Origin of the sequence: Amycolatopsis sp. NPDC049253, assembly GCF_040678995.1 — a bacterium.
Taxonomy (GTDB): Bacteria; Actinomycetota; Actinomycetes; order Mycobacteriales; family Pseudonocardiaceae; genus Amycolatopsis.
In genome coordinates, this window is sequence record NZ_JBFAQX010000008.1 from 324781 (window position 1) to 345738 (window position 20958).

16 protein-coding genes are annotated in these 20958 nt (G+C 71.6%); 11 read left to right on the forward strand and 5 right to left on the reverse strand.

Annotated features, from left to right (window positions below):
* The first annotated feature begins 52 nt into the window (after positions 1-52).
* Genes AB0K15_RS21295 through AB0K15_RS21320 form a run of 6 tightly spaced genes read left to right on the forward strand, consistent with a single transcriptional unit; the run spans position 53 to position 10599 of the window.
* The gene (locus AB0K15_RS21295; protein ID WP_364052854.1) at positions 53-901 is read left to right on the forward strand and encodes a molybdenum cofactor guanylyltransferase; all 849 of its coding nucleotides are present in this window, start codon (positions 53-55) and stop codon (positions 899-901) included.
* A gap of 39 nt (positions 902-940) precedes the next feature.
* Entirely contained in the window at positions 941-2743 is a 1803-nt protein-coding gene (locus tag AB0K15_RS21300) for an aldehyde ferredoxin oxidoreductase C-terminal domain-containing protein (protein ID WP_364052857.1), read from the forward strand.
* 53 nt (positions 2744-2796) lie between these two features.
* On the forward strand, positions 2797-5751 hold the full coding sequence (gene fdhF / locus AB0K15_RS21305) for a formate dehydrogenase subunit alpha (protein WP_364052860.1): 2955 nt from the start codon (positions 2797-2799) through the stop codon (positions 5749-5751).
* Entirely contained in the window at positions 5748-7478 is a 1731-nt protein-coding gene (locus AB0K15_RS21310; protein WP_364052863.1) for an NAD(P)H-dependent oxidoreductase subunit E, read from the forward strand. Before fdhF ends, AB0K15_RS21310 begins: the two co-directional genes overlap by 4 nt.
* Positions 7475-8695: a gephyrin-like molybdotransferase Glp gene (gene glp / locus AB0K15_RS21315; RefSeq protein ID WP_364052866.1), complete on the forward strand. Its 1221-nt coding sequence runs from the start codon at positions 7475-7477 to the stop codon at positions 8693-8695. Before AB0K15_RS21310 ends, glp begins: the two co-directional genes overlap by 4 nt.
* Positions 8692-10599 (forward strand): molybdopterin biosynthesis protein, encoded by a 1908-nt coding sequence (locus AB0K15_RS21320; RefSeq protein ID WP_364052869.1) that lies wholly within the window; start codon positions 8692-8694, stop codon positions 10597-10599. The genes glp and AB0K15_RS21320 overlap by 4 nt, the downstream gene beginning before the upstream one ends.
* Before the next feature lie 104 nt (positions 10600-10703).
* Here AB0K15_RS21320 and AB0K15_RS21325 read toward each other — a convergent pair whose 3' ends face one another.
* Positions 10704-11789 carry a helix-turn-helix domain-containing protein gene (locus tag AB0K15_RS21325; protein WP_364052872.1) on the reverse strand — a complete coding sequence of 362 codons (1086 nt, stop codon included), beginning with the start codon at positions 11787-11789 and terminating at the stop codon, positions 10704-10706.
* A gap of 99 nt (positions 11790-11888) precedes the next feature.
* Here AB0K15_RS21325 and AB0K15_RS21330 point away from each other — a divergent pair, with 99 nt between their 5' ends.
* Positions 11889-13130, forward strand: coding sequence for an MFS transporter (locus AB0K15_RS21330; protein ID WP_364052875.1), 1242 nt, complete (start codon positions 11889-11891; stop codon positions 13128-13130).
* Here AB0K15_RS21330 and AB0K15_RS21335 read toward each other — a convergent pair.
* Together AB0K15_RS21335 and AB0K15_RS21340 are read right to left on the reverse strand one after the other, a co-directional pair.
* Entirely contained in the window at positions 13116-13841 is a 726-nt protein-coding gene (locus AB0K15_RS21335; RefSeq protein ID WP_364052878.1) for an NIPSNAP family protein, read from the reverse strand. The genes AB0K15_RS21330 and AB0K15_RS21335 overlap by 15 nt on opposite strands.
* Positions 13838-14317: a hypothetical protein gene (locus tag AB0K15_RS21340; protein WP_364052881.1), complete on the reverse strand. Its 480-nt coding sequence runs from the start codon at positions 14315-14317 to the stop codon at positions 13838-13840. Before AB0K15_RS21340 ends, AB0K15_RS21335 begins: the two co-directional genes overlap by 4 nt.
* 50 nt (positions 14318-14367) lie before the next feature.
* Between AB0K15_RS21340 and AB0K15_RS21345 the strand changes: the two genes are divergently transcribed.
* From AB0K15_RS21345 to AB0K15_RS21355, 3 genes are all read left to right on the forward strand, one after another.
* A complete protein-coding gene (locus AB0K15_RS21345) occupies positions 14368-15369 on the forward strand; it encodes a WYL domain-containing protein (RefSeq protein WP_364052884.1) in 1002 nt (333 codons plus the stop codon).
* A gap of 187 nt (positions 15370-15556) precedes the next feature.
* On the forward strand, positions 15557-16705 hold the full coding sequence (locus AB0K15_RS21350) for a mandelate racemase/muconate lactonizing enzyme family protein (protein WP_364052887.1): 1149 nt from the start codon (positions 15557-15559) through the stop codon (positions 16703-16705).
* A 79-nt stretch (positions 16706-16784) separates the two neighbouring features.
* Positions 16785-18212, forward strand: a complete 1428-nt coding sequence (locus AB0K15_RS21355; RefSeq protein WP_364052890.1) for an amino acid permease — start codon at positions 16785-16787, stop codon at positions 18210-18212.
* Here AB0K15_RS21355 and AB0K15_RS21360 read toward each other — a convergent pair.
* Positions 18170-19450 (reverse strand): helix-turn-helix domain-containing protein, encoded by a 1281-nt coding sequence (locus AB0K15_RS21360; protein ID WP_364052893.1) that lies wholly within the window; start codon positions 19448-19450, stop codon positions 18170-18172. The genes AB0K15_RS21355 and AB0K15_RS21360 overlap by 43 nt on opposite strands.
* A 419-nt stretch (positions 19451-19869) precedes the next feature.
* Positions 19870-20463, reverse strand: a complete 594-nt coding sequence (locus AB0K15_RS21365) for a TetR/AcrR family transcriptional regulator (RefSeq protein ID WP_364052896.1) — start codon at positions 20461-20463, stop codon at positions 19870-19872.
* 124 nt (positions 20464-20587) lie between these two features.
* On the opposite strand from AB0K15_RS21365, the gene AB0K15_RS21370 reads away from it, so the two are divergent.
* The coding region (locus AB0K15_RS21370; protein ID WP_364052899.1) for an alpha/beta fold hydrolase at positions 20588-20958 on the forward strand (371 nt) is incomplete at its 3' end.

A 20958-nucleotide genomic window follows, 5' to 3' on the forward strand; every position in this document is an offset into this window, starting at 1 on the left:
GCAGGCCGTCGGTCCTCGCCACCGTCCGTGGCCCGCGGCTATCCTCCGTCAGATGCGGAGCGAGGCGGGTGTGGTCCTGGCGGGAGGGCGTTCGTCCCGGATGGGCCGGCCCAAGGCGGGCCTGGAGTGGCACGGCTCGACGTTGCTGTACCGGACGTGCGCGGTGCTGGGCCGCGCGATCGACGGCCCGGTGGTGGTCGTCGCGGCGGCCGGGCAGGAGCTGCCCGGCCTGCCGGCGGGGGTCGCGGTGGTCGAGGATCCGGTCGAGGGCCTCGGGCCGATGCAGGGCGTGGCGGCGGGGCTGGCGGCGGTGGCGGAAAGGGCCGAGGTCGCGTTCGTGTGCTCGACGGACATGCCGCTGCTGCATCCCGCGTGGGTGCGGCGCGTGCTGCGCGGGCTGGCGGAGACGGGCGCGGACATGCTCATGCCGTTCGCCCGGGGATTCCGGCAGCCGCTGGCGGCCGGGTACCGGACGTCGCTGGCCGGGCTGATCACCAAGCTGATCGGGGAGGGCGACCTGCGGCCGGGAATGTTGTTCAAGCACTGCGCCGTCACCCAGCTCGACGACGCGCAGCTGCTCGACGATCGGACTCTGGCCCGGCTCGATCCGAAGCTGGAGTCCGTGATCAACGTGAACACGCCGGAGGACTACGCCGAGGTGCGGGGTCGTGCCGCGCCGGAGGTGACGATCGAGCGGTTCGGGGCGCTGGCGGGCAAGGACGGGCACCGGCCGCAGACCGCGAGGGCGGCCACGTTGGGCGCGGCCGCCGAGCTGGCGGGCCTGGCGCTGGACCGGCACGTGGTCGCCGCGGTGAACGGTGACCAGGTGACGCGGGATCCGTTGCTGCCGCTCGTGACCGGGGATTCGGTGGCGTTCTTGTCGGCAGACGCCGGCGGCTGACCGCGCCACAACCCCGCCAACGGGCCTACAGTCGAGGGCATGGCGCCGGGAGGCTTTTTCGGACGGGCACTGATCGTCGACGTCGGTGACGACGCGGCGACCGGTGAGACGTGCGAGCTGGACGAGCGGGTGCTGCGCGCGTACCTCGGCGGTGTCGGGCTGGGCACGTGGCTGCTGCACCGGTTCGCGCCGCCGCGGGTGGATCCGCTCGCGCCGGAAGCGCCGCTGGCATTCGTGTTCTCGTCGCTCGTGGGCACGCCGCTCACCACCAGTGCGAAGTTCGCGGTGGTCGCCAAGTCGCCGCTGACCGGGTTGCTGACCGACGCGCTGGCGTCGAGCCAGTTCGCGATCGCCGGGAAGCTGACCGGGCACGACGCGATCCTCATCCGGGGCCGCGCCGCGCGGTTGTCGGTGCTGCTCGTCGACGGCGACGGGGTGCGCCTCGAACCGGCGCCGGAGCTGGCCGGGTTGCCCGCGGCCGACGCCGAAACGCGGGCCCGGCAGCGGTTCGGGCGGGGCTGGCGCACGGCGGCGATCGGGCCGGCGGGGGAGCGTCAGGTCCGCTACGCGACGATCAGCCACGACGGCCGCCACGCCGGGCGCGGCGGCCTCGGGGCCGTGCTGGGAGCCAAGAACATCAAGGCGGTTCTCGTGCGGTCGGCGACGAAGGTGGCCGTCGCGGACCAGGCCGGGGTGCTGGCCGCGGCGAAGGATCTGCGGCGGCGCAGTTTCGGCCCGGCGACGGCGAAGTACCGCGAACTGGGCACGCTGGCGAACCTGCTGGCGTTCAACGCGGTCAGCACGCTGCCGACCCGCAACTTCACCGCGGCCACCTTCGCCGGCGCGCCGAGGCTGGCCGCCGAGGAGCTGCACGAGCTGCGCGGGGTGGCCCGCAACAGCTGCGCGTCCTGCTCGATCGGCTGCGAGCACATCTACTCCCGCAAGGGCGGCGGCAGTCAGCGGATGGAGTACGAGAACGTGTTCGCCCTCGGCCCGCTGTGCGGGGTCTCCGATCCCGACGACGTGTTCGCCGCGAGCGCGAAGTGCGACGAGCTGGGCCTGGACACGATCTCGGCCGGCGGCACCATCGCGTGGGCCATGGAGTGCGTCGAGCGCGGCCTGATCGACGAACCGTGGCTGAACTTCGGTGACGGCGCCGCTTTGCTGCGGGCGCTCGAGGCGATCGGCGCGCGTGCGGAAGGGCTGGGCGAGCTGCTGGCCCAGGGGTCCCGGCGCGCGGCCGGGATCGTCGGGCACGGCTCGCTCGGCTTCGCCCCGCAGGTGAAGGGCCTGGAGCTGCCCGGTTACGAGCCGCGCAGCCTGCAGTCGATGGCGCTGGGCCTCGCGGTGAACGCGCGCGGCGCCGACCACAACCGCTCCGGCGCCTACGAAGCCGACCTCTCGGGCGAGGTGAACCGGTTCCGTGGCGGCACGGCCCACGTCGGCGCGGCGATCGGCACGGAGGACCGGGCCGCGGTGATGGACTCGATGATCCTGTGCAAGTTCCTGCGCGGGGTGTTCGAGGATCCGTTCGCCGAGTGGGCCACGCTGTTGTCCCTGGTCACCGGGTGGTCGGTGGATTCGGCCGAGCTGCGTGCCACGGCCGCGCGGATCGTGCGCGCGAAGCGGGCGTTCAACCAGCGCGAAGGGGCCACCGCGAAAGACGACACCCTGCCGCCCCGCATGCTGGAAACGCCGCTGGAGCTGGCGTCCGGTCGCGCCGCGACGTTGACCGGAGAGCAGTTGCAGGCCATGGTCGACAGTTATTACGTTGCCCGTGGGCTCGATGAGGAAGGACGGGTGCGCGCGAGCGATCTCCCCGAACTCCTCCTCGACGCCTGACTGTACGAGGTATGTTGTATACGACATACGCTCGCTTGTGGCGGAGGTCAGTGATGACGACAGTCGATGAGCCGACCACAGCGGTGCGTACGGTGACCACGACGATCGACGGCCACTCCGTGACGGTGCCCGAGGGGACGAGCATCTACAACGCGGCCAAGCAGGCCGGCGTCGACATTCCCGTGCTGTGCCACAACGAGCGCTACGACCCCGTCGGCGTCTGCCGGATGTGCGTGGTCGACACCGGCGGCCGCGTGTTCGCCGCCGCGTGCGTGCGCCCGTGCGAGGACGGCATGGAAGTCAAGACGAGCACGCCCGAGCTGGAACGCAACCGCGCGACGCTCACCGAGCTGCTGCTGTCGGACCAGCCGGACCGCGCCGAGGACCCCAAGCAGACCACGACGGGCGACAACCTGCTGCTGGAGCTGGCCGACCGCTTCGACGTCGCCAAGGAGACCACCGACCTGCCCTGCGGCTCCGGGCGCGGCACGGACCTGTCCAACCCGGTCATCGGCGTCAACCACGACGCCTGCATCCTCTGCGACCGCTGCGTGCGCGCCTGTGACGACATCCAGGGCAACGACGTGATCGGCCGCTCCGGCAAGGGCTACTCGACGAAGATCGCCTTCGACCTCGACGACCCCATGGGCTCCAGCTCCTGCGTCACGTGCGGTGAGTGCGTGCAGGCCTGCCCGACCGGCGCGCTGACCAACAAGCCGATCAACCTCATCCCGATCCAGCCCCGCGAGCAGCTCGACGCCGTCGACAGCGTCTGCCCCTACTGCGGGGTCGGCTGCGCGCTGACCTACTACGTCGACCGCGACCGCGGCGCGATCTCGTTCGCCGAAGGCCGCGACCAGCCCGGGTCGAAGAGCCGCCTGTGCGTGAAGGGCCGCTACGGCTGGGACTACGCCGCCTCTCCCCAGCGGCTCACCACACCGCTCATCCGCGTCGACTCGTCGTACCCGAAGGGCCCGCTGTCCGCGGACGTGCGGGGCGACGCCGAGAACGACCGCGGGCGTGGCGGTGGCGGCGGGAACCGCAGCGGTGGCGGCCGGAGCCAGAAGCCCGGCCGCGACGGCCGGCGCAAGCCGGGCGGGCTCGTCGACTACGACGAGGTCATGCCGCACTTCCGCGAGGCGACCTGGGAGGAGGCGCTCGACCTGGTCGCGCGGCGGCTCAAGGAGATCCACGCGACCGGCGGGCCGGGCGCGATCGCCGGGTTCGGCTCGGCGAAGTGCTCCAACGAGGAGGCCTACCTCTTCCAGAAGCTGATCCGGGCCGGGTTCGGCACGAACAACGTCGACCACTGCACGCGGCTGTGTCACGCCTCCTCGGTCGCGGCGCTGTTCGAGGGGGTCGGCTCCGGTGCGGTGTCCACGACCTACGGCGACGTGGCCAACGCGGACATCGTGATCATCACCGGGTCTAACCCGACGGCGAACCACCCGGTCGCCAGCTCGTTCTTCAAGCAGGCCCGCCGGCGCGGCACCAAGATCGTGTACGTGGACCCGCGCGCCAGCACGGTGGCCGAGCACGCCGACTACTACTGCCAGGTCAAGCCCGGCACCGACGTCGCGTTCTACAACTCGATCATGCACGAGGTGATCCGGCTCGGGATGATCGACCGCGAGTTCATCGCCGAGCGCGTGTCCGGCTACGACGAGCTCGCGCGCACGGTCGCCGAGTACCCGCCCGAGCGCGCCGCGCAGATCACCGGCGTGGACGCGGACCTGATCCGCGAGGTCGCCCGCGAGTGGGGCGAGGCGGGCGCGGGCGTCATCTACTGGGGGATGGGCATTTCCCAGCACACCACCGGCACCGACAACGCCCGCTGCCTGATCGCGCTGTGCTCGATCACCGGCAACGTCGGCCGGCCCGGCACCGGCCTGCACCCGTTGCGTGGCCAGAACAACGTGCAGGGCGCCTCGGACGCGGGCCTGATCCCGATGTTCTACCCGGACTACCAGGGCGTCGACCTCGACGGCACCCGGCAGCGCTTCGAGCAGGCGTGGGGCACGACGCTGGATCCGAAGCGCGGGCTGACCGTCACCGAGATCATCGGCTCGGTCCTCAAACCCGGTGGCGTGCGCGGGATGTACATGCTCGGGGAGAACCCGTTCCTGTCCGACCCGAACATCAACAAGGTCCGCAAAGCCCTGGGCGCGCTGGACTTCCTCGTGGTGCAGGACATCTTCCTCACCGAGACCGCCGAGTTCGCCGACGTGATCCTGCCCGCGTCGTCCTACCTGGAAAAGGACGGCAGCTACACCAACACCGACCGGCGGGTGCAGCTGGGCCGCAAGGTCATGGACCCGCCCGGGCAGGCGCGGGTCGATTGGGAGATCGTGCAGGACATCGCCCGGCGGATCGGCCTGGACTGGAACTACTCGGGCCCCAGCGAGATCTTCGACGAGATGGTCGCGCTGATGCCCTCGTACAAGAACCTGCGCCACGAAAACCTCGGCCTGTCCGGCAAGCTCTACCCCAACGCCGATCCGGAGCACTCGGACGGCACCGTGGTGCTGTTCGACGAGCGGTTCAACACCGACGACGGCCTGGCCCACCTCGTCGCCGCGCAATGGCTGCCGGCCAAGGAGCTCCCCGACGCGGAGTACCCGCTGGTTCTCAACACCGGCCGGCTGCTGGAGCACTGGCACACCGGGTCGATGACGCGGCGCTCGTTCGCGCTGGACTCGATCGCGCCGATCCCGGAGGTGTACATGCACCCGAAGGACGCCGCCGACCGGGGCCTGGCCCACGGTGAACTCGCGCGCGTGCGGTCGCGGCGCGGGGTGATCGAGCTGCAGGTGCGGATCTCGCACCGCGAACAGCTCGGGAACTGCTTCATCCCGTTCCACTTCCGGGAAGCGGCGGCGAACCTGCTGACCATCGACGAGATCGACCCGTACGGGAAGATCCCCGAGTTCAAGTTCTGCGCGATCCAGGTCGAGGCCCTGGGCGCGGCACACACGGAATCCGTCACGGCGGCAGGAGTCGCGGAATGACCTTGAGTCCCGAGCGGGTGCCCGGCGTCGAGGCGCGGGCGGGCAAGTTTCCCGGCCCGTCGCTGATCCCGGCGCTGAACGCGATCCAGGCCCGGCTCGGCTGGCTTCCGCGCGAGGAGCTGGAGGAGCTGGCCCGCGACGTGCGCCGGCCCCGGTACGAGATCGAGGGCCTGATCTCGTTCTACCCGCACTTCCGCACCACGCCGCCGAAAAAGGTGCAGATCAGCGTCTGTCACGACCTGTCGTGCTGGCTGCGCTCGGGCGAGGAGCGGATCGAGGAGATCAAGCAGCGGTACGGCGAGGACACCGACGTCGAGCTGGTCGAGGTCTCGTGCCTGGGCCGCTGCGACGCCGCACCCGCGGCCGCGGTGAACGAGCACCCGGCGCCGGTGTCCGAAGTGGACACCCTGGTCACCGCCGCGCGCGGCGGGGGAGTCGGGCACGCGTCGGCGGTGCGGCGCGAGGAGCCGTGGCCGAACGACCCGTACCCGCGCGGTTCCGGGGTGGGCGATCGCTATCGCTCGCTGCGCGCGTTGCTGGCCGGCGAGATCAGTGCCGAGTCCGTGGTGGCGACGCTGAAGGACTCCGGGCTGCGTGGCATGGGCGGCGCCGGGTTCCCGACCGGGCAGAAGTGGAGCCTGGTCGCGGGCGCCCAGCCGGGCACGGTGAAGTACGCCATCTGCAACGCCGACGAGTCCGAGCCGGGCACGTTCAAGGACCGGCAGATCCTGGCCGAGCAGCCGCACCTGGTGCTGGAAGGGCTGCTGCTGGGCATGGCCGTCGTCGGCGCCGAGCAGGGCTGGGTGTTCATCCGGCACGAGTACGGTCCCGAGGAGCACGTGCTGCGCGAGGAGATCGCCGCGCTGCGCGAGGCCGGGGTGATCGGGCCGGACGCGTGCGGGAGCGGGCGCCGGCTGGACCTCGACCTGTTCGTCTCCCCGGGCGGCTACATCCTCGGCGAGGAGACGGCGCTGCTCGAGTGCATGGAGGGCCACCGCGGCGAACCGCGCAACAAGCCTCCGTTCCCAGGCAACTACGGCCTGCACGGCCGCCCCACTCTGATCAACTCGGTGGAGACCTTCGCCGACGTGCCGGTGATCCTGCAGCGGGGCGCGGACTGGTGGCAGGCGCAGGGTATCGGCGACTCGACCGGCTGGAAGTTCTTCGCCGTCTCCGGGCACGTGACCAACCCGGGCGTTTACTGCGTGCCGCTGGGCACCACCGTGCGAGAGCTGATCGACGCCGCCGGTGGTGTGCTGGACGGTGCCCCGGTGGGCGCGGTGCAGCCGGGTGGGGCGTCGTCCAACTTCATCGGTCCCGATCAGCTCGACCTGCGGCTGGACTTCGCCTCGCTGGCCGAGGCCGGCACGATGCTCGGCTCCGGCGCCTTGGTCGTGCTCGCCGAGGGCACCGACCTGCTGGCCGCGTCGACGAACGTGCTGCGGTTCTTCCGCAACGAATCGTGCGGCAAGTGCGTGCCCTGCCGGGTCGGCTCCACCAAGGCGCACACGCTGCTGCGCGGGGTGCTCGACTCGGAGTCCGAATTGGACGATTCCGGGCGGGGGAGGATCCTGCAGCTGGAAGAGGCCATGCGCAAGACGTCGATCTGCGGGCTGGGGCAGGTCGCGCTCGGTCCCGTGGTGTCCGTGCTGGGCCTGGCCAAGGGCGCCGCCGCGGCTCGTGAGCACCCGAAGCCCGAGGGCGCGAAGGACCAGCCGGATCGGTGAGCGGACGCGAGTTCTTCACCACCCGCACCGTCGCCGAGGCCCTCGCGGGGTTCCGCCCGGCGCACCGCACCGCGGTCGAGACCGTCCCGTTGCCCGCGGCGCTGCACCGGGTGCCGGCCGGGGACATCCCGGCGCCGCATGCCCTGCCCGGGTTCGTCAAGTCCACAGTGGACGGTTTCGCGGTCCGGGCGGCGGACACCTACGGCGCCTCCGACGGCCTGCCGTCCTATCTGGACCTGCTCGGCGCCGTGCGGATGGGCGCGGCGCCGAAGGTGTCCGTGCGGCCGGGCGGGTGCGTGGCGATGCCGACCGGCGGAGTGCTGCCCGACGGGGCGGACGCGGTGGTGATGGTCGAGTTCACCGCCGAGACCATGCCGGGCACGATCGAGGTGACCCGGCCGGTCGCGCCGGGCGGCGGCCTCGTGCGCGCCGACGACGACGTGGCCGCCGGCGCACCGCTCGTTCCGGGTGGGCGGCCGCTGCGGGCGCCGGACCTGGGTCTGCTGGCCGCCGCAGGCGTGGTGACCGTGTCGGTGCACGCACGGCCGCGGGTCGTGATCATCTCCACCGGTGACGAAGTGGTCGCGCCGGAGGCCTCGTCGCTGAGCGCGGGCCAGGTGCGTGACGCGACGGCGTCCGCGCTGGCCGGCTTGGTGCTCGACGCCGGTGGCGAGCCGGTCGTCGCCGGCATCGTGTCGGACGAGCCCGGGGCGTTGAAGGACAAGCTGGCCGCGGTCCTGCCCGGTGCGGATCTGGTGGTCGTGTCGGCCGGGTCGTCGGTCGGGGCCCGGGACGAGACCGCGGGCGCCGTCGCCGCGGTCGGCGAGGTGTGGTGTCACGGGCTGGCGATCAAACCCGGGAAGCCCACGCTGCTGGCCGAGTGCGCCGGGGTCCCGGTGATCGGCCTGCCGGGCAATCCGCTGTCCGCGCTGGTGGTGTTCGGGCAGATCGGGATACCCCTGCTGTGGCGGCTCGGGGGCTGCGAGATCCCGCCCGCCCGGCCGTCGACGCGGGCGCGGCTGTCGCGGGATCTGGCCTCGGCCGCCGGGCGGCTCGACGTGGTGCAGGTGCGCTTGCGCGACGGAGTCGCCGAGCCGCTGTTCGGGCCGTCTGCCTTGCTGTCGGTACTCACCCGCGCGGACGGGTACGTGGTCGTCCCGGAACCGGCGACCGGGCTGGACAGCGGCCTGGACGTCGATGTCACGCTGTACGCATGAACAGCCCGTTCATCTCCGATGTCCCCGCCGCCCAGGCCCACGACGCCTGGCGGGAAGCGCGGGCCGCCGCCGGATGCCCGGCCCGGGTCGGGACGATCCGGGTCCCCGTCGGCGAGGCGGTCGGCCGGGTCACGGCGGAACCGGTGTGGGCGCGGCGGTCTTCGCCGGCGTTCGACTCGTCCGGGATGGACGGCATCGCCGTGCGGGCGGCCGACACCGTCGGGGCGTCGGAGACGACGCCGGTGGTGGTGACGGACTTCGAGGTCGTCGACACGGGTGATCCGCTGCCGCCCGGGTACGACTCGGTAGTCATGCGCGAACACGTCCACCACACGCCCGGCGGCGCCGAGCTGCGCACCGCGGTGCCGCCGTACCAGCACGTGCGCTCCATCGGCGAAGACATCAGCGCCGCCGAGCTGCTGCTGCCCGAGGGCCACCGGCTGCGGCCGGTCGACGCCGCCGCCAGTGCCGCCGCCGGTGTCCTCGAGCTGTCCGTGCGGCGGGCGCCGATCGTCGTGATCATCCCGACGGGCGACGAGATCCGGCCGATCGGGACCGAGCTGCGGCCGGGCGAGATCGCCGACACCAACTCGGTCATGCTGGCCGCACAGGCCCGCGAGGCCGGTTGCGACGTCCGGGTCACCGCCATCGTCGCCGACGACCCGGCCGCCATCGCCGCGGCCGTGCGCACGGCCGCGGCCGAGGCCGACCTGGTCATGCTCATCGCGGGATCCAGCGCGGGCCGCGACGACTACACCGCCCGCGTGGTCGCCGAGGCCGGAACCGTTGCCGTGCACGGAGTCGCGGTGCGGCCCGGGCATCCCGTGGTGCTCGGGACGGTGGCGGGCGAGAAGGGCACGCCGATTCTCGGAGTTCCCGGCTATCCCGTCTCCGCGGCGCTGACCTTCGACATCTTCGCCGCGCCGCTGCTGGCCGAGCTCGAAGGCGCCGCACCGCGTGAGCGGCCCTCGACGACCGCGCGGCTCGCCCGGAAGCTGCCGTCGGTGGTCGGGATGGACGACTGGGTGCGGGTGCGCCTCGGCCGCGTGCAGGACCACGTCGTCGCGACCCCGCTCCCACGAGGCGCCGGTGTGCTCACCTCGCTCGTCCGCGCCGACGGGCTGCTCGTCGTCCCGGCCGGCGTCGAAGGACACCACGCCGGGACCGAGGTCCGGGTGGAGCTGCTGCGCGGGCTCGCCGAGATCGACCGGACCATCGTCGCGATCGGCTCGCACGACCTCGTCCTCGACCTCGCGGCCTCGGCGTTGCGCGCCACCGACCCGCTGGTGACACTCGCGTCCTCCAACGTCGGCTCCCTCGGCGGCCTGGTCGCCCTGCGCGACGGGCTCTGCCACCTGGCCGGCTCACACCTGCTCGACCCGGCCACCGGCGAGTACACCCTGCCCTACGTGGAGCGGTTGCTCGGCGACGACGCCGCGGTGATCCGGCTCGTCCACCGCGACCAGGGTCTTCTCGTGGCGCCCGGAAACCCGCTGGGCCTCAAGGACATCGACGACCTCACCCGTCCCGGCGTGCGCTACGTCAACCGCCAGCGCGGCGCCGGCACCCGCGCCCTGCTCGACCACGAACTGGCCCGCCGCGACATCGACCCCGCCGCCATCCCCGGTTATGCCCGCGAGGAGCACACGCACCTCGCCGTCGCCGCCGCGGTCTCCGCCGGCCGCGCCGACACCGGGCTGGGCATCCTCGCCGCGGCCCGCGCCTTCGGCCTCGACTTCGTGCCCGTGGCGCAGGAGCCCTACGATCTCGTGCTGCGCGCCGCCGACGTGTCGCACGACCTGCTGGCTCCCCTGTGGACACTGCTCGCCGACCCGGCCTTCCGCACGCGCGTCGAGGAACTCGGCGGCTACTCCTGCACCCAGACCGGCGAACGCATCCGTTGACTCACACGGCTTGACGCGCTGCGGCGCGGCGTACTGACCGACCTCGGAAACCGGCTCCTCGACGGCAGTTGACCGGCCCCGGCGTGCCGGCGGAGCGAAGCCGCTCAGCGCAGGACGGCCGCCAGCAGGTCGGCTCCCAGTGCCGTCAGGTCGGGCAGGTTGAGGGTGTATCGGACGTAACGACCGTGCCGGCGGGTCGTGAGCAGGCCGGCGCGACGCAGGACGGCGAGGTGGCGCGAAACCTCCGGGGGTGAAAGTTCCCAGGCATGGGCCAGCTCGCCGGTGGTGTGCGGGCCGCGGGCCAGGGTGCGCAGCAGCCGCAGCCGCACCGGATGGGCGAGGGCTTCCAGCCGGAGCGTGACCGTTTCCAGCGAGACCGGCTCCGATGGGCCCGCCTCGGCGACGGGGTACTGCACCACCGGCTGCCACCCGGGCGCGTGGACCGCCACCAGGTGCGGGCGGCCGAAGACGCTGGGGAGGAAGGTGATCCCGGTGCCGTGGGCGGTGGTCGCGTTGTCCTGAAGCTTGTCGACGACGATGCAGGTGCCGTCCGGGGCCAGGGTGACGGCGCCGGAGACCGAGGCGAGCGCGGCCCCGATGCCCCGGCGCGTCAGGAGGTCGTTCTTCAGGCGCGCGTCGGCGGCGAGTTGCGCGGCGACGCTCGCCCAGGCGGCGTCGAAGAAGGCCTCGGCGCACTGTTCGAGGGTGTGCCGCACCCGGGCCCGTACGGCGGCGGGGTCCGCGAGCAGCCGTTCCGCGAAGGCCTCTTGGAGCGCGCCGCGGGCCTGGGCGAGGTCCAGCGCCCGCTCGCGCGCCGTCGCGTCGGCGAGGGGTGACGGCGCGGCGAAGTGGACCCGGTTGCTGCCGCACGTGGTGATGAGCGCGGCGGTCACATAGGTTTCGTCGTCGATCCGGTCCACCTCGTCCAGCTCCTCGGCGAGGGTCGGCCGGGGACGAGCGGGGACCAGGAAATCGGCTCGGGAGGACCGCCAGAGGAACTCCGCCTCCTTGAGCCGCTCCGCCAGCTCCGGCGGCAGCCCGGCCCAGACGTCCCCGGCCCAGCCGGCGAGCCGCGGGTGATGCCCGGGTTCGGCCAGCACGTGCAGCATCGCGGTCAGCTCGGCCAGCGGGGAGGCAGCGAACCGCAGCCGGCTGGACGGCAGGCCGCCGATGTCGATCCTCAACGTCATCCCCGCATTCTCGCCGGTCGGACGGCCGACGGCCGCGTCGGTTGACGGGGTCCGTCAACCGACGCGGTGGACCCGGCGGCCGGGCGCACCGTGGGCGCCATGGGAACCACCACCAAGATCCGGCCGCGCGCCCTGGTCCGTGCCTCCGGAGGCCCTCGTTATACCGTCGCCCTGGCCGTGGACGCGCTCGGCACCGGCTTGCTGCGGCCGTTTCTGCTGCTCTACGGGGTGACGGTGCTCAGGCTTTCCCCGCCGGTCACCGGCATCGCCATGACGGCCGGCGCCGTCGCGGGTCTGGTGTGCATGCCTGCGGTCGGCCGATGGCTGGACCAGGGCGCACGCAGCACGGTCGTGGCCGCGTCGATGCTGGTGCGCGTGCTGGGTGTGGCGCTGCTGCTGGCCGCCCCCACCGAGCACGTCTGGCTGTTCGCGATGGCGGCGCTCTTCCTCGGCATCGGCAACCAGGCCTGGCCGGCCGCCCACGCCGCCCTCGTGGCCACGGTCTCGCACGGCCGGGAACGCGACGCGGCCCTTGCGGGAGGCCGCGCGCTGCGCAACGCGGGGCTGGGCGTGGGCGCGCTCCTCGCCACCGCCTGCCTGACGGGCGGCACCACCGCGTTGCGGGTGCTGGCCGTCGTCACCGGGCTCGCTTATCTGGCCGCGGCGGCCTTGGCCTGGTCGGTCCATCTCCGCACGCAGCCGGCCGCCACCCCGGCCGAGGCCGGGGACGGCCGGCCCGCACCTCGGATGCGCGTGCTGCTGGCCGCCAACGTGGTCTACGTCTTCTGCCTCAACGTCCCCGAAATCGCGCTTCCCCTGGTCCTGGTGACACAGCTGCACGCCTCCTCGGTGTGGTCGGCCGCCCTCTTCGTGGCGAACACGGTGCTGGTGGTCACCTTGCAGGTCCCGGTGACCGTCCTGCTGTCGCGCTTCTCCCGGCGGATCGTGCTGGCGCTCGCCGGCGTGGTCCTGACCGCGTCCTACCTCGGCTTCCTCGCGGCCACCTCGCTGGGACACGGCTGGGGTGCCCCGGCCATCGCCGCGGTGTCCGTGGTCTGCACCATCGGCGAGATCATCTACGCCGGCAGCGCCACCGCACTCGTCACCGCGCTCGCCCCGGCCCCGGTCCTGGGCCGCGCCCTCGCGCGTTTCCAGCTCTCCACCGGCTTCGGCCTCGCCTTCTCCCCGGCGGTCATCACGGCGCTCGCCGCCCACGGCTCGGCCGCCCTCTGGGGCAGCCTCGCCGCGGCCACGCTCTTCTCCGCCGCTGCCGTTGCCACCGAGAAGGACCGGGGAACGCGGCTCGGCCTCGGTCCGCGGCCGGAGTCAGCGCAGCTGTGACCCCGCGGTGGGACGCAGCCGCAGCTGCTGCACGGGCAACCCGGCGTTTTTCCCGAGCACCGGCAGCACGCGCTCACGCCACCCGGCCGACGCGGCGAGGCGGGTGTGGTGGGCGCGGTAGGCGGCGTCGTCGTCGAAGCGGTTGATCCACACGACGACGTGCTCGTCGCGCAGAGGCAGCGCCGGGAAGTTGTTGCCGGATGGATCGGTGACGAACACCGCGATCGGCGTGCCCCCGGCCGCCGCGAGTTCGGGCACGACCGAGCCGAGGACGAACGCGCGGAACGGTTCGTCGATCGGCTCGCCGCGGTGGACGACGGTGATGCCGACCACCGAGCGCGGCCGCGCGGCGGAATCGCGTGTCGTCCCGAACCGCGGATACCCGTCGGCCAGCCGGAGCGGGTTCAGCAGCAACGCGTTGTCCGAGTCGACCATGGTGGCGTTCGCCCGGTCCCGATGCGCCTGCCACACCGGCCCGCCGTAGAAGGCCGGCAGGCTCGCACCGCGGGCGGCCATCGAGTCGAAGCCGCGCAGCCACACGAACCGGTCCGGGTCGTCGAGATCGCGGAACTGCCCGACGACATGCATGCCGACGTCCTCCTGGCCGGCGACGAAACAGCGGTCGAACAGCTCGATCAAGGTGTCGCGGCGACCGGGCCGGAGCGTGTACTGGCGCAGATCGACGACCGCGGAGCGCGGAAAGTCCGTCACGCTGTCGCCCGGGTGAAGCGCATCTCCCAGTTGTCCACCCACGTCGTCCCGCCGTCGACGCTGAACGCCTGCTGCCAGCGCGCGGCGGTGCCGGAGATCCCGGACCACACGAACCGCACCTGGACCGGCCGGCCGGCCACCTCGTCGGTGCCGTAGAACGTCCCGACGCCGTCGGTGAACCGCCCTCGCACCGGTGGCTCGAGCCGGCCGACCCGGCTGTTCACCCAGTGGATCGTCCACTCGTTCCGCTCCTGGTCGTACGTGCGCAGGGTGAAGCCGTAGTGGCCCGGCTCGGCGAGCGACACTTCGTCGACGTGGATCGCTCCGCCGTGATGGGTGCGCGCGTTCGTGGTGCCCTCGAACTCGATCCAGTCCGAAGTGCTGTCGAGCGGTGAGCTCAGCCGCCGGTGCCGCACCCGCCAGGTTCCGGTGAAGAAGTCGAAGTCGTAGGCGGGGCGTCGCTCTGTCTGCGTCATGCGGGCCAGTCTGCTGGCCAACGCTGACACCCTGTGGCAGCTTTGGTGCGATGAACCAGTCCGGCGTCCGATCCGGGCGCCTGCTGTCGATCCTGCTGCTGCTGCAGTCGCGCCGCACCGCCACCGCCCGCGAACTCGCCGGCCACCTCGGCGTCTCGATGCGCACCGTGTACCGCGACGTCGAAGTGCTGTCCCAGCTGGGCGTGCCCCTCTACGCCGAGAACGGGCGCGGAGGCGGCTACCGGCTCGTGGACGGGTACCGCACCACACTCACCGGCCTGACCTCGCAGGAATCCCTGGCACTGTTCCTCATCGGGCTCCCGGCGCCGGCGGCCTCACTCGGACTGACCGACCAGGCCCGCTCGGCCGAGGTGAAGCTGCTCGCCGCCCTCGGGCCCCACCACGAGGAGCGCGCGAACCGGCTGCGCGATCGCTTTCTGCTCGACCTGCCCGCCTGGTACAGCTACGCGACCACCCCCGCGGCTCTGCCCGCGCTCGCCGACGCGCTGCTGACGAACCGGCGGGTCCACGTGACCTACCGGCGCTGGGCCGAACCACGCGAAGTGCGCCGCACCCTCGATCCGCACGGCCTTGTCGTCAAGAACGGCGTCTGGTACCTCGTCGCCGCCGACCGCACGCGCGCCACCACGCCACCACTGCGGACCTACCGGGTGAGCAACATCCTGGACCTCCGCATCGAGGACGTGACCTTCGAGCGGGTCGCCTCGTTCGACCTCGCCGAGTTCTGGCAGCACCACCTCGCCGACTTCGATCGCCGGCGCATCACCGCGACCGCGCACCTCCGGGTCGCTCCCGAGCTCGTCGCACGGCTGCCGGACCTCAGCGACAGCGGCCTCGCCGACGCCGTCCGCCGGGGCTCTCGCGACGAACGGGGCTGGGTGCTGGCGGAGCTGCCGATCGAATCGGCCGCGAAAGGCGCCGTGCAGCTGATCGGGTACGGCAGCGACATCCAGGTGGTGTCACCACCGGAGCTCCGCACGGCGCTCGTCGACCTGGCCGACGCGGTGCTGAGGCAGTACGCACCCGACTGATCAGCCCCTGTCTGGTTCGCGGCAGATCACTGGCCGCGTGCCGAGAACCCCGGCGGTGGTTTGGAAATCCGCACAAGAAGCTCACCCCATTTCCTGTGACACAGGCGAATGACCTGGGCCTTCGACACTCCGCATACTCCGTCCGTTCAGCTGTGAGCCCTCCGCCCGGTGTCGAAAGGTCCAGAGAGTGAAGATCACAGACGTACGCCTCGCCGCCCTGAGCGCGCCTCTGCCGGAACCGATTCCGTGGCTGGGAGGTGTGTTCCACGGGTTCGACCACGCCATCGTCGAGGTCGAGACGGAAGACGGTCTGATCGGCCTCGGTGAGGTGACCCAGGCGACGGCCGCCGTGACGGCCGTGAGCAGCATCGTCGAAACGATGCGGCCGCTGGTGGTGGGCAAGCGGCTGAGCAGCGCCGCCGCGCTGCGTGACCTGCTCGTCCGGAGCACCAGGTTCTGGGCTCGCGGCGGCCTGCCGGTGGGAGTGATCTCCGCCCTCGAGGTGGCGGCGTGGGATCTGCTTGCCCAGGAGCAGCAGGTGCCGTTGTGGCAGCTGCTCGGAGGCCTGGCCCACGAGCGAATTCGCGCCTACGCGAGCACCGGGCTGGGCCCGACCGTCTCCGCCGTCGTCGAGCAGGTGCGCACTCAGCAGGAGGCCGGCTTCGACCTGATCAAGGTCCGGGCGCGGCCGACGGTGCGAGAGACTCTCGAGCTGCTCGATCGGGTCGCCGACGTTCTCCGGCCCGGAACGCGGTTCGCGCTGGACGGCGCGCAGGGCACGGTCGCGACGCCGTGGACGTTTCGTGAAGCGGTCCAGATCGGACGCCGTCTGTCGGCATTGGACGCTGAGTGGTTCGAAGAGCCCCGCCCGGCCGATGACCACGCCGGGTACGCCGAGCTGCGCCGCAAAGTCGACGTTCCCCTCGCCGGGGTGGAGACGTATACCTCCCGGGCCGAGTTCCGGGCGCTGGCCAACAGCCGCGGAGTGGACGTCTTGCAACCGGACGCGACGATCGTGGGCGGGATCGGCGAGCTCAACGCGGTCGTGACGCTGGCGGAGTCGCACGGCCTCCGAGTGGTACCCCACACCTGGGGTTCAGCGATCGCGATCATGGCGAACTACCACGCGGCGTTCGCCAATCCGAGCATCGAGCTCGTGGAGTTCTGCACCTACGACAACCCGTTGATGACCGGGCTGCTCGATGGCGTTCTGCAGGTCGCGGGTGGTTCCGTCGCGCCCCCGCGAGCACCGGGGCTCGGGGTGGGCCTGCCGGCCGGGATCGCGGCGGAGTTCACGAACGTGCGCCCGGGAACGGGGATTTCGGTCGCGGTCTGAGGGCCGCCAGGACCAGCTCAAAGGGGGGCTTTCGAATCCTGCACTGACGACCGGTGCAGCACAGAGCCAGGAGAACAAGATGGGCGAACCAACCGAAGACTCCGGAGCCGGCCTGAAGCGCCGGCTCAACTCTCGGCAAGTCGGCATGATCTCGCTCGGCGGCGTGATCGGGGCCGGTCTCTTCGTCGGGTCCGGGAGCGCGATCAAGACGGCCGGCCCCGGCGTCCTGGTCGCCTACGCCGCCGTCGGACTGCTCGTCGTGCTGATCATGCGCATGCTGACCGAAATGGCGGTCCACTCGCCCGACACCGGGTCCTTCTCGGCCTACGCCACTCGTGAATTCGGTGCGTGGGCGGGGATCGCGGTCGGGTACGTCTACGCCTACATCTGGATCGTGACCGCGGGCTTCGAGGCGACCGCGGCGGCGTCCATCCTCAGCGATCTGGTGCCGGCCGTTCCGCCGTGGTCGTTCGCTCTGCTTTTCATGGTGGTGATGACGGGCGTCAACCTCGTGGCGGTCGGGTTGTTCGGCGAGCTCGAGTTCTGGTTCGCGCTGGTCAAAGTGGTGACCATCGTCGCCTTCCTCGCCGTCGGCGTGCTCGCCGTCTTCGGGATCCTGCCGGGGACGTCCTCGCCCGGGCTGGAGAACCTGACCGGGCACGGCGGATTCTTCCCCAGCGGGATCGGCAGTGTCGTCGTGGCCGCACTCGTCGTGATGTTCTCCTACTTCGGCACAGAGGTCGTCACGGTCGCAGCCGGCGAAACGAAAAACGCGGCCGGCACGCTGCGGAAGGCGATGCGCTCGGTCGTGCTGCGGATCCTGATCTTCTACATCGGATCGATCGCGATCATCGTGACCCTGTTGCCCGCCGGCTCTCCGGCCGTCGCGACGGCGCCGTTCGTCGCGGTGCTGGAACACCTGCGGATACCCGGCGCCTCCGCGGTCATGGAGATCGCCATCGTCACCGCCGTGCTCTCGAACCTCAACTCGGGCATCTACGCCAGCTCGCGAATGGTGTTCGGACTGGCGACGCACCAGCAGGCACCGCGCGGTTTGACGAGGACCACGAAGCGCGGCGTACCGCATCTGGCGATCCTCACCGCGTCCTGCGGTGGTTTTGTCACCGTGGCGGCCGACTACTTCCTGCCGACCGAGACGGTTTTCTCCTTCCTGCTGAGCTCGATCGGCGGGATGGCGCTCGTCGTCTACCTGGCGATTGCCCTGACACAGCTCAAGGCGCGCTTTCGCATGACCGCAACCGAAACGGCCGCGCTCCGCATCCGGATGTGGGGACACCCGGTGCTGGGGATCGCGGTGGTCGGCGCGTTGCTGGCCGTGCTGGTGGGTTTCCTGGTCGATCCGGGCAACCGTGGGTCGACGGTGATGAGCATCGGAGTGACGGTCGTCGCGTGCGCACTGGGCGCGGTGCACCAGTCGCGTCGCCGGAAGCCGGTCCGATCCGCTCAGCCGGCCGTCCTCGACGAGCTCGGCGCGACTCGGGACTGATGACGGGGCGCCGGAGCGAGTCCGGCGCCCCGCCGTTCCAGTACCGCGAGCTGGAGGTGCAGAACCAGCCGGTTGCTCGGATTGTCCAGGTCGACATCGAGCATTTTCCGGATCACCCCGAGGCGGTACCGAACCGTGTTGGGATGCACCCCGAGCCCACGCGCAGTCGCTTTGACGTCGCCGAAGTGCTCGAGATAACGGCGAAGGGTCAGAACGTAGGCGGTGCCGTGCTCCGCGTCGTGGTGCAGCAGCGGCAGTGCACCGCCCGAATCCCACGGGTCGTCGCCGGTGCGTGCGGCGAGAGCCCGCAGGCACAGCGCACCCCACACCTGGCCAGGCTCGTAGAGCCGAGGAAGTCCCGGCGCCTCCGCCAAGACGGCACGCGCGCGTTCGAGCAGCGCCCGAAGTTCCGTTGCGGGGCCTTCGACCACCGCTGCCGTCGCGCCTGCGTTGGTGATGGAGGTACCTGTCCGGTCCCGCAGCTTCTCGTCGGCCCGGTCGAGGACGACGACGACATCGTCGAGCGCGACGACCATACGGGATTCCCGGTCGGTCTCGAGCCGGGCGCGGAGCCGATCGAGCTCGTCCGGACTGCCTGCGGGAGCCGGATAGCGCGCTGCGAACAGGACGACCCGAGAAGCCGGTGCCAACCCGATCCGGTTGAGAGCCGCGGCATCGGGGTGCTCGAGCGCCGAACGCACCAGCGCGGTACGCCGCGCCGACTCCGCGCGCCGGCTGGTCCCGAGCAGGGACACCGCCCGCCCCATCGCGGCGGTCGCCCGGCGGATCGGCTCCGCGAGTGCCCGAATCTCGTCCTCGGTCAGCTCCGGCCCGGGCAGCGCAGCCCAGAGATAACCGCTCACCGCTCGATCTCCGGGCAGCTCGGCCACAAGCCGGTCTCGCGCTCCGGGCATGGTGAACCGGACGGGTGTGCCTCCCGCCATCGCCCGTGGTTCCACTCCGTGCCGCCGGAGCAGAACCGATGTCGGCCACACGGACCGCTTCGCCAGGATCGCGTCGCGCCGCCAGTCGTCGATCTGCTCACCCCCGGCCGAGTGTGCGAGCACGTGGCCCGAGATGTCTTCGACCAGGATGTTCGCGCCGACCTCGCCGGCCAGGTCGTCCACGAGTTCCGACAACGAGGCGCCGGCCGCTCCCGGAACGGCATTCATCCCGACCATGCGCGAGATCGCGGAAAGGAAATCCAGCCACGGAACCGTCCGCTCGGCCACCAGCACGGCGGGGCCTTCATCCGTTCGCCAGGCGCGGTCGAGCTCGGTGCTCGCCTTGAGCACGAGAGCCGCGACGCCCGCACTGAGCAGTCGGATCCCCTCCGGGCCGGGAGGCTCGGACCCGTCCACACCGGTGAGAACCACGATGTGCCCGCTGCCCGCACCGGCGTTCTGGACCGAGTCCGTGGGATCCGAGACCACCACCGCGCGAACCTCGCGTTCGAGCTGGCGCGCCGTCGCACCCGGCGCCGAACACAAGCCGGCCAGCCCGTCGACAACGCACCCCAGGGGAACGGCGGTCGGGTGGATGTCCACAGCGAGCCTCGCCTTCGCCGTCAGCTCGCCTCGCGGCGGCGGTGTCCGGAGAGGATAACCGGCGGCTCCGGCCCGGTCATCCTCCTGCGCACGCCCGTTCGTCCGGCCGATCACGGAGAAGTGCTGCCACCGCCGTCGATCGCGGCGGTGACACAGCGGAGCGTGGCGGCCCGCACGGCCCGGCTTCGTTCGCCCGGCGGGAGAGCGCGTGCGATCGTGACGGCGCCGACGACCGAGGCGACCAGTGCCCACGCACGTTCTGTCTGCTCCTCCTGAGCGCCGGGCATGGCCGGAGTGAGCAACTCGACCAGGGCCGCCATCCGACGCTCGTAGGTCTCCCGCACCGCATCACTCGCGCGCGAGACGTCTCCGCTGAGCGCCGGCATGGGACACCCGTCCGCGACCTCCGCGCAGTGCTCGTCGCTCAGGTAGAAGTGGAGGAACTCCACGAGACGACGTCGGCGCTCACCCGGGTCGTCGGCCTCGATCACGGTGAACTCGGCACCGAGTTGCTCCTCCACCACCTGATCGAGGAACGCCTCCTTGCTGCCGAAGTTGGAGTAGATCGCGCCCGACGTCACGTCGGCCGCCGCCGCGAGGCCGTCGACACCGACTCCGTGGAAGCCCTTCTCCTTCAGCGGGCGAGCGGCCGCGGTCAGGATCGCGGCGCGAGCCGTCTCTTTGTGGTCTTTCGGGTAGCGCACGTCGAGTCCTCGTCTTCCCCACTTGCCTTCACACTGCGACCACCATACGATAGCGTTCGTTATATAGCGACCGTTATCCCATGATGGGTCGCTGCCACAAGCCACGAGAGGTACGAGGACCGACATGTCTGCAAGCCACAACGACGCCCCCACCCGGACGGTCGACGTCGACGGAACGGCCTTCGCTTACCGGGAGGTCGGCACCGGATCGGGCGTTCCGGTCGTCCTGCTGCACCACTTCACGGCCAACCTCGACGACTGGGATCCCACCGTGGTCGACGGCCTCGCCGCCGAGCGCCGGGTCATCCTGGTGGACCTGCGCGGAGTGGGTGCTTCGGGCGGCGCCACGCCCGACAGCGTCGAGGCCATGGCCGCCGACGCCGTCGCCTTCGTGCGCGCACTAGTACTGCAACGGCAGTTAGGTGAGTGGGTAGCCGCGTCGTTTGTAGTGGCTGAGGCGGGCTTGGTGTTGTCGTCGGCGGCGGAAGTGAGACC

What these genes read in the sequence shown, in the direction of transcription:
- AB0K15_RS21295 (WP_364052854.1), top strand. Translation starts at nt 53, where the DNA reads ATGCGGAGCGAGGCGGGTGTGGTCCTGGCGGGAGGGCGTTCGTCCCGG.
- AB0K15_RS21300 (WP_364052857.1), top strand. Translation starts at nt 941, where the DNA reads ATGGCGCCGGGAGGCTTTTTCGGACGGGCACTGATCGTCGACGTCGGT.
- fdhF (WP_364052860.1), top strand. Translation starts at nt 2,797, where the DNA reads ATGACGACAGTCGATGAGCCGACCACAGCGGTGCGTACGGTGACCACG.
- AB0K15_RS21310 (WP_364052863.1), top strand. Translation starts at nt 5,748, where the DNA reads ATGACCTTGAGTCCCGAGCGGGTGCCCGGCGTCGAGGCGCGGGCGGGC.
- AB0K15_RS21320 (WP_364052869.1), top strand. Translation starts at nt 8,692, where the DNA reads ATGAACAGCCCGTTCATCTCCGATGTCCCCGCCGCCCAGGCCCACGAC.
- AB0K15_RS21325 (WP_364052872.1), bottom strand. Translation starts at nt 11,789, where the DNA reads ATGACGTTGAGGATCGACATCGGCGGCCTGCCGTCCAGCCGGCTGCGG.
- AB0K15_RS21330 (WP_364052875.1), top strand. Translation starts at nt 11,889, where the DNA reads ATGGGAACCACCACCAAGATCCGGCCGCGCGCCCTGGTCCGTGCCTCC.
- AB0K15_RS21340 (WP_364052881.1), bottom strand. Translation starts at nt 14,317, where the DNA reads ATGACGCAGACAGAGCGACGCCCCGCCTACGACTTCGACTTCTTCACC.
- AB0K15_RS21345 (WP_364052884.1), top strand. Translation starts at nt 14,368, where the DNA reads ATGAACCAGTCCGGCGTCCGATCCGGGCGCCTGCTGTCGATCCTGCTG.
- AB0K15_RS21355 (WP_364052890.1), top strand. Translation starts at nt 16,785, where the DNA reads ATGGGCGAACCAACCGAAGACTCCGGAGCCGGCCTGAAGCGCCGGCTC.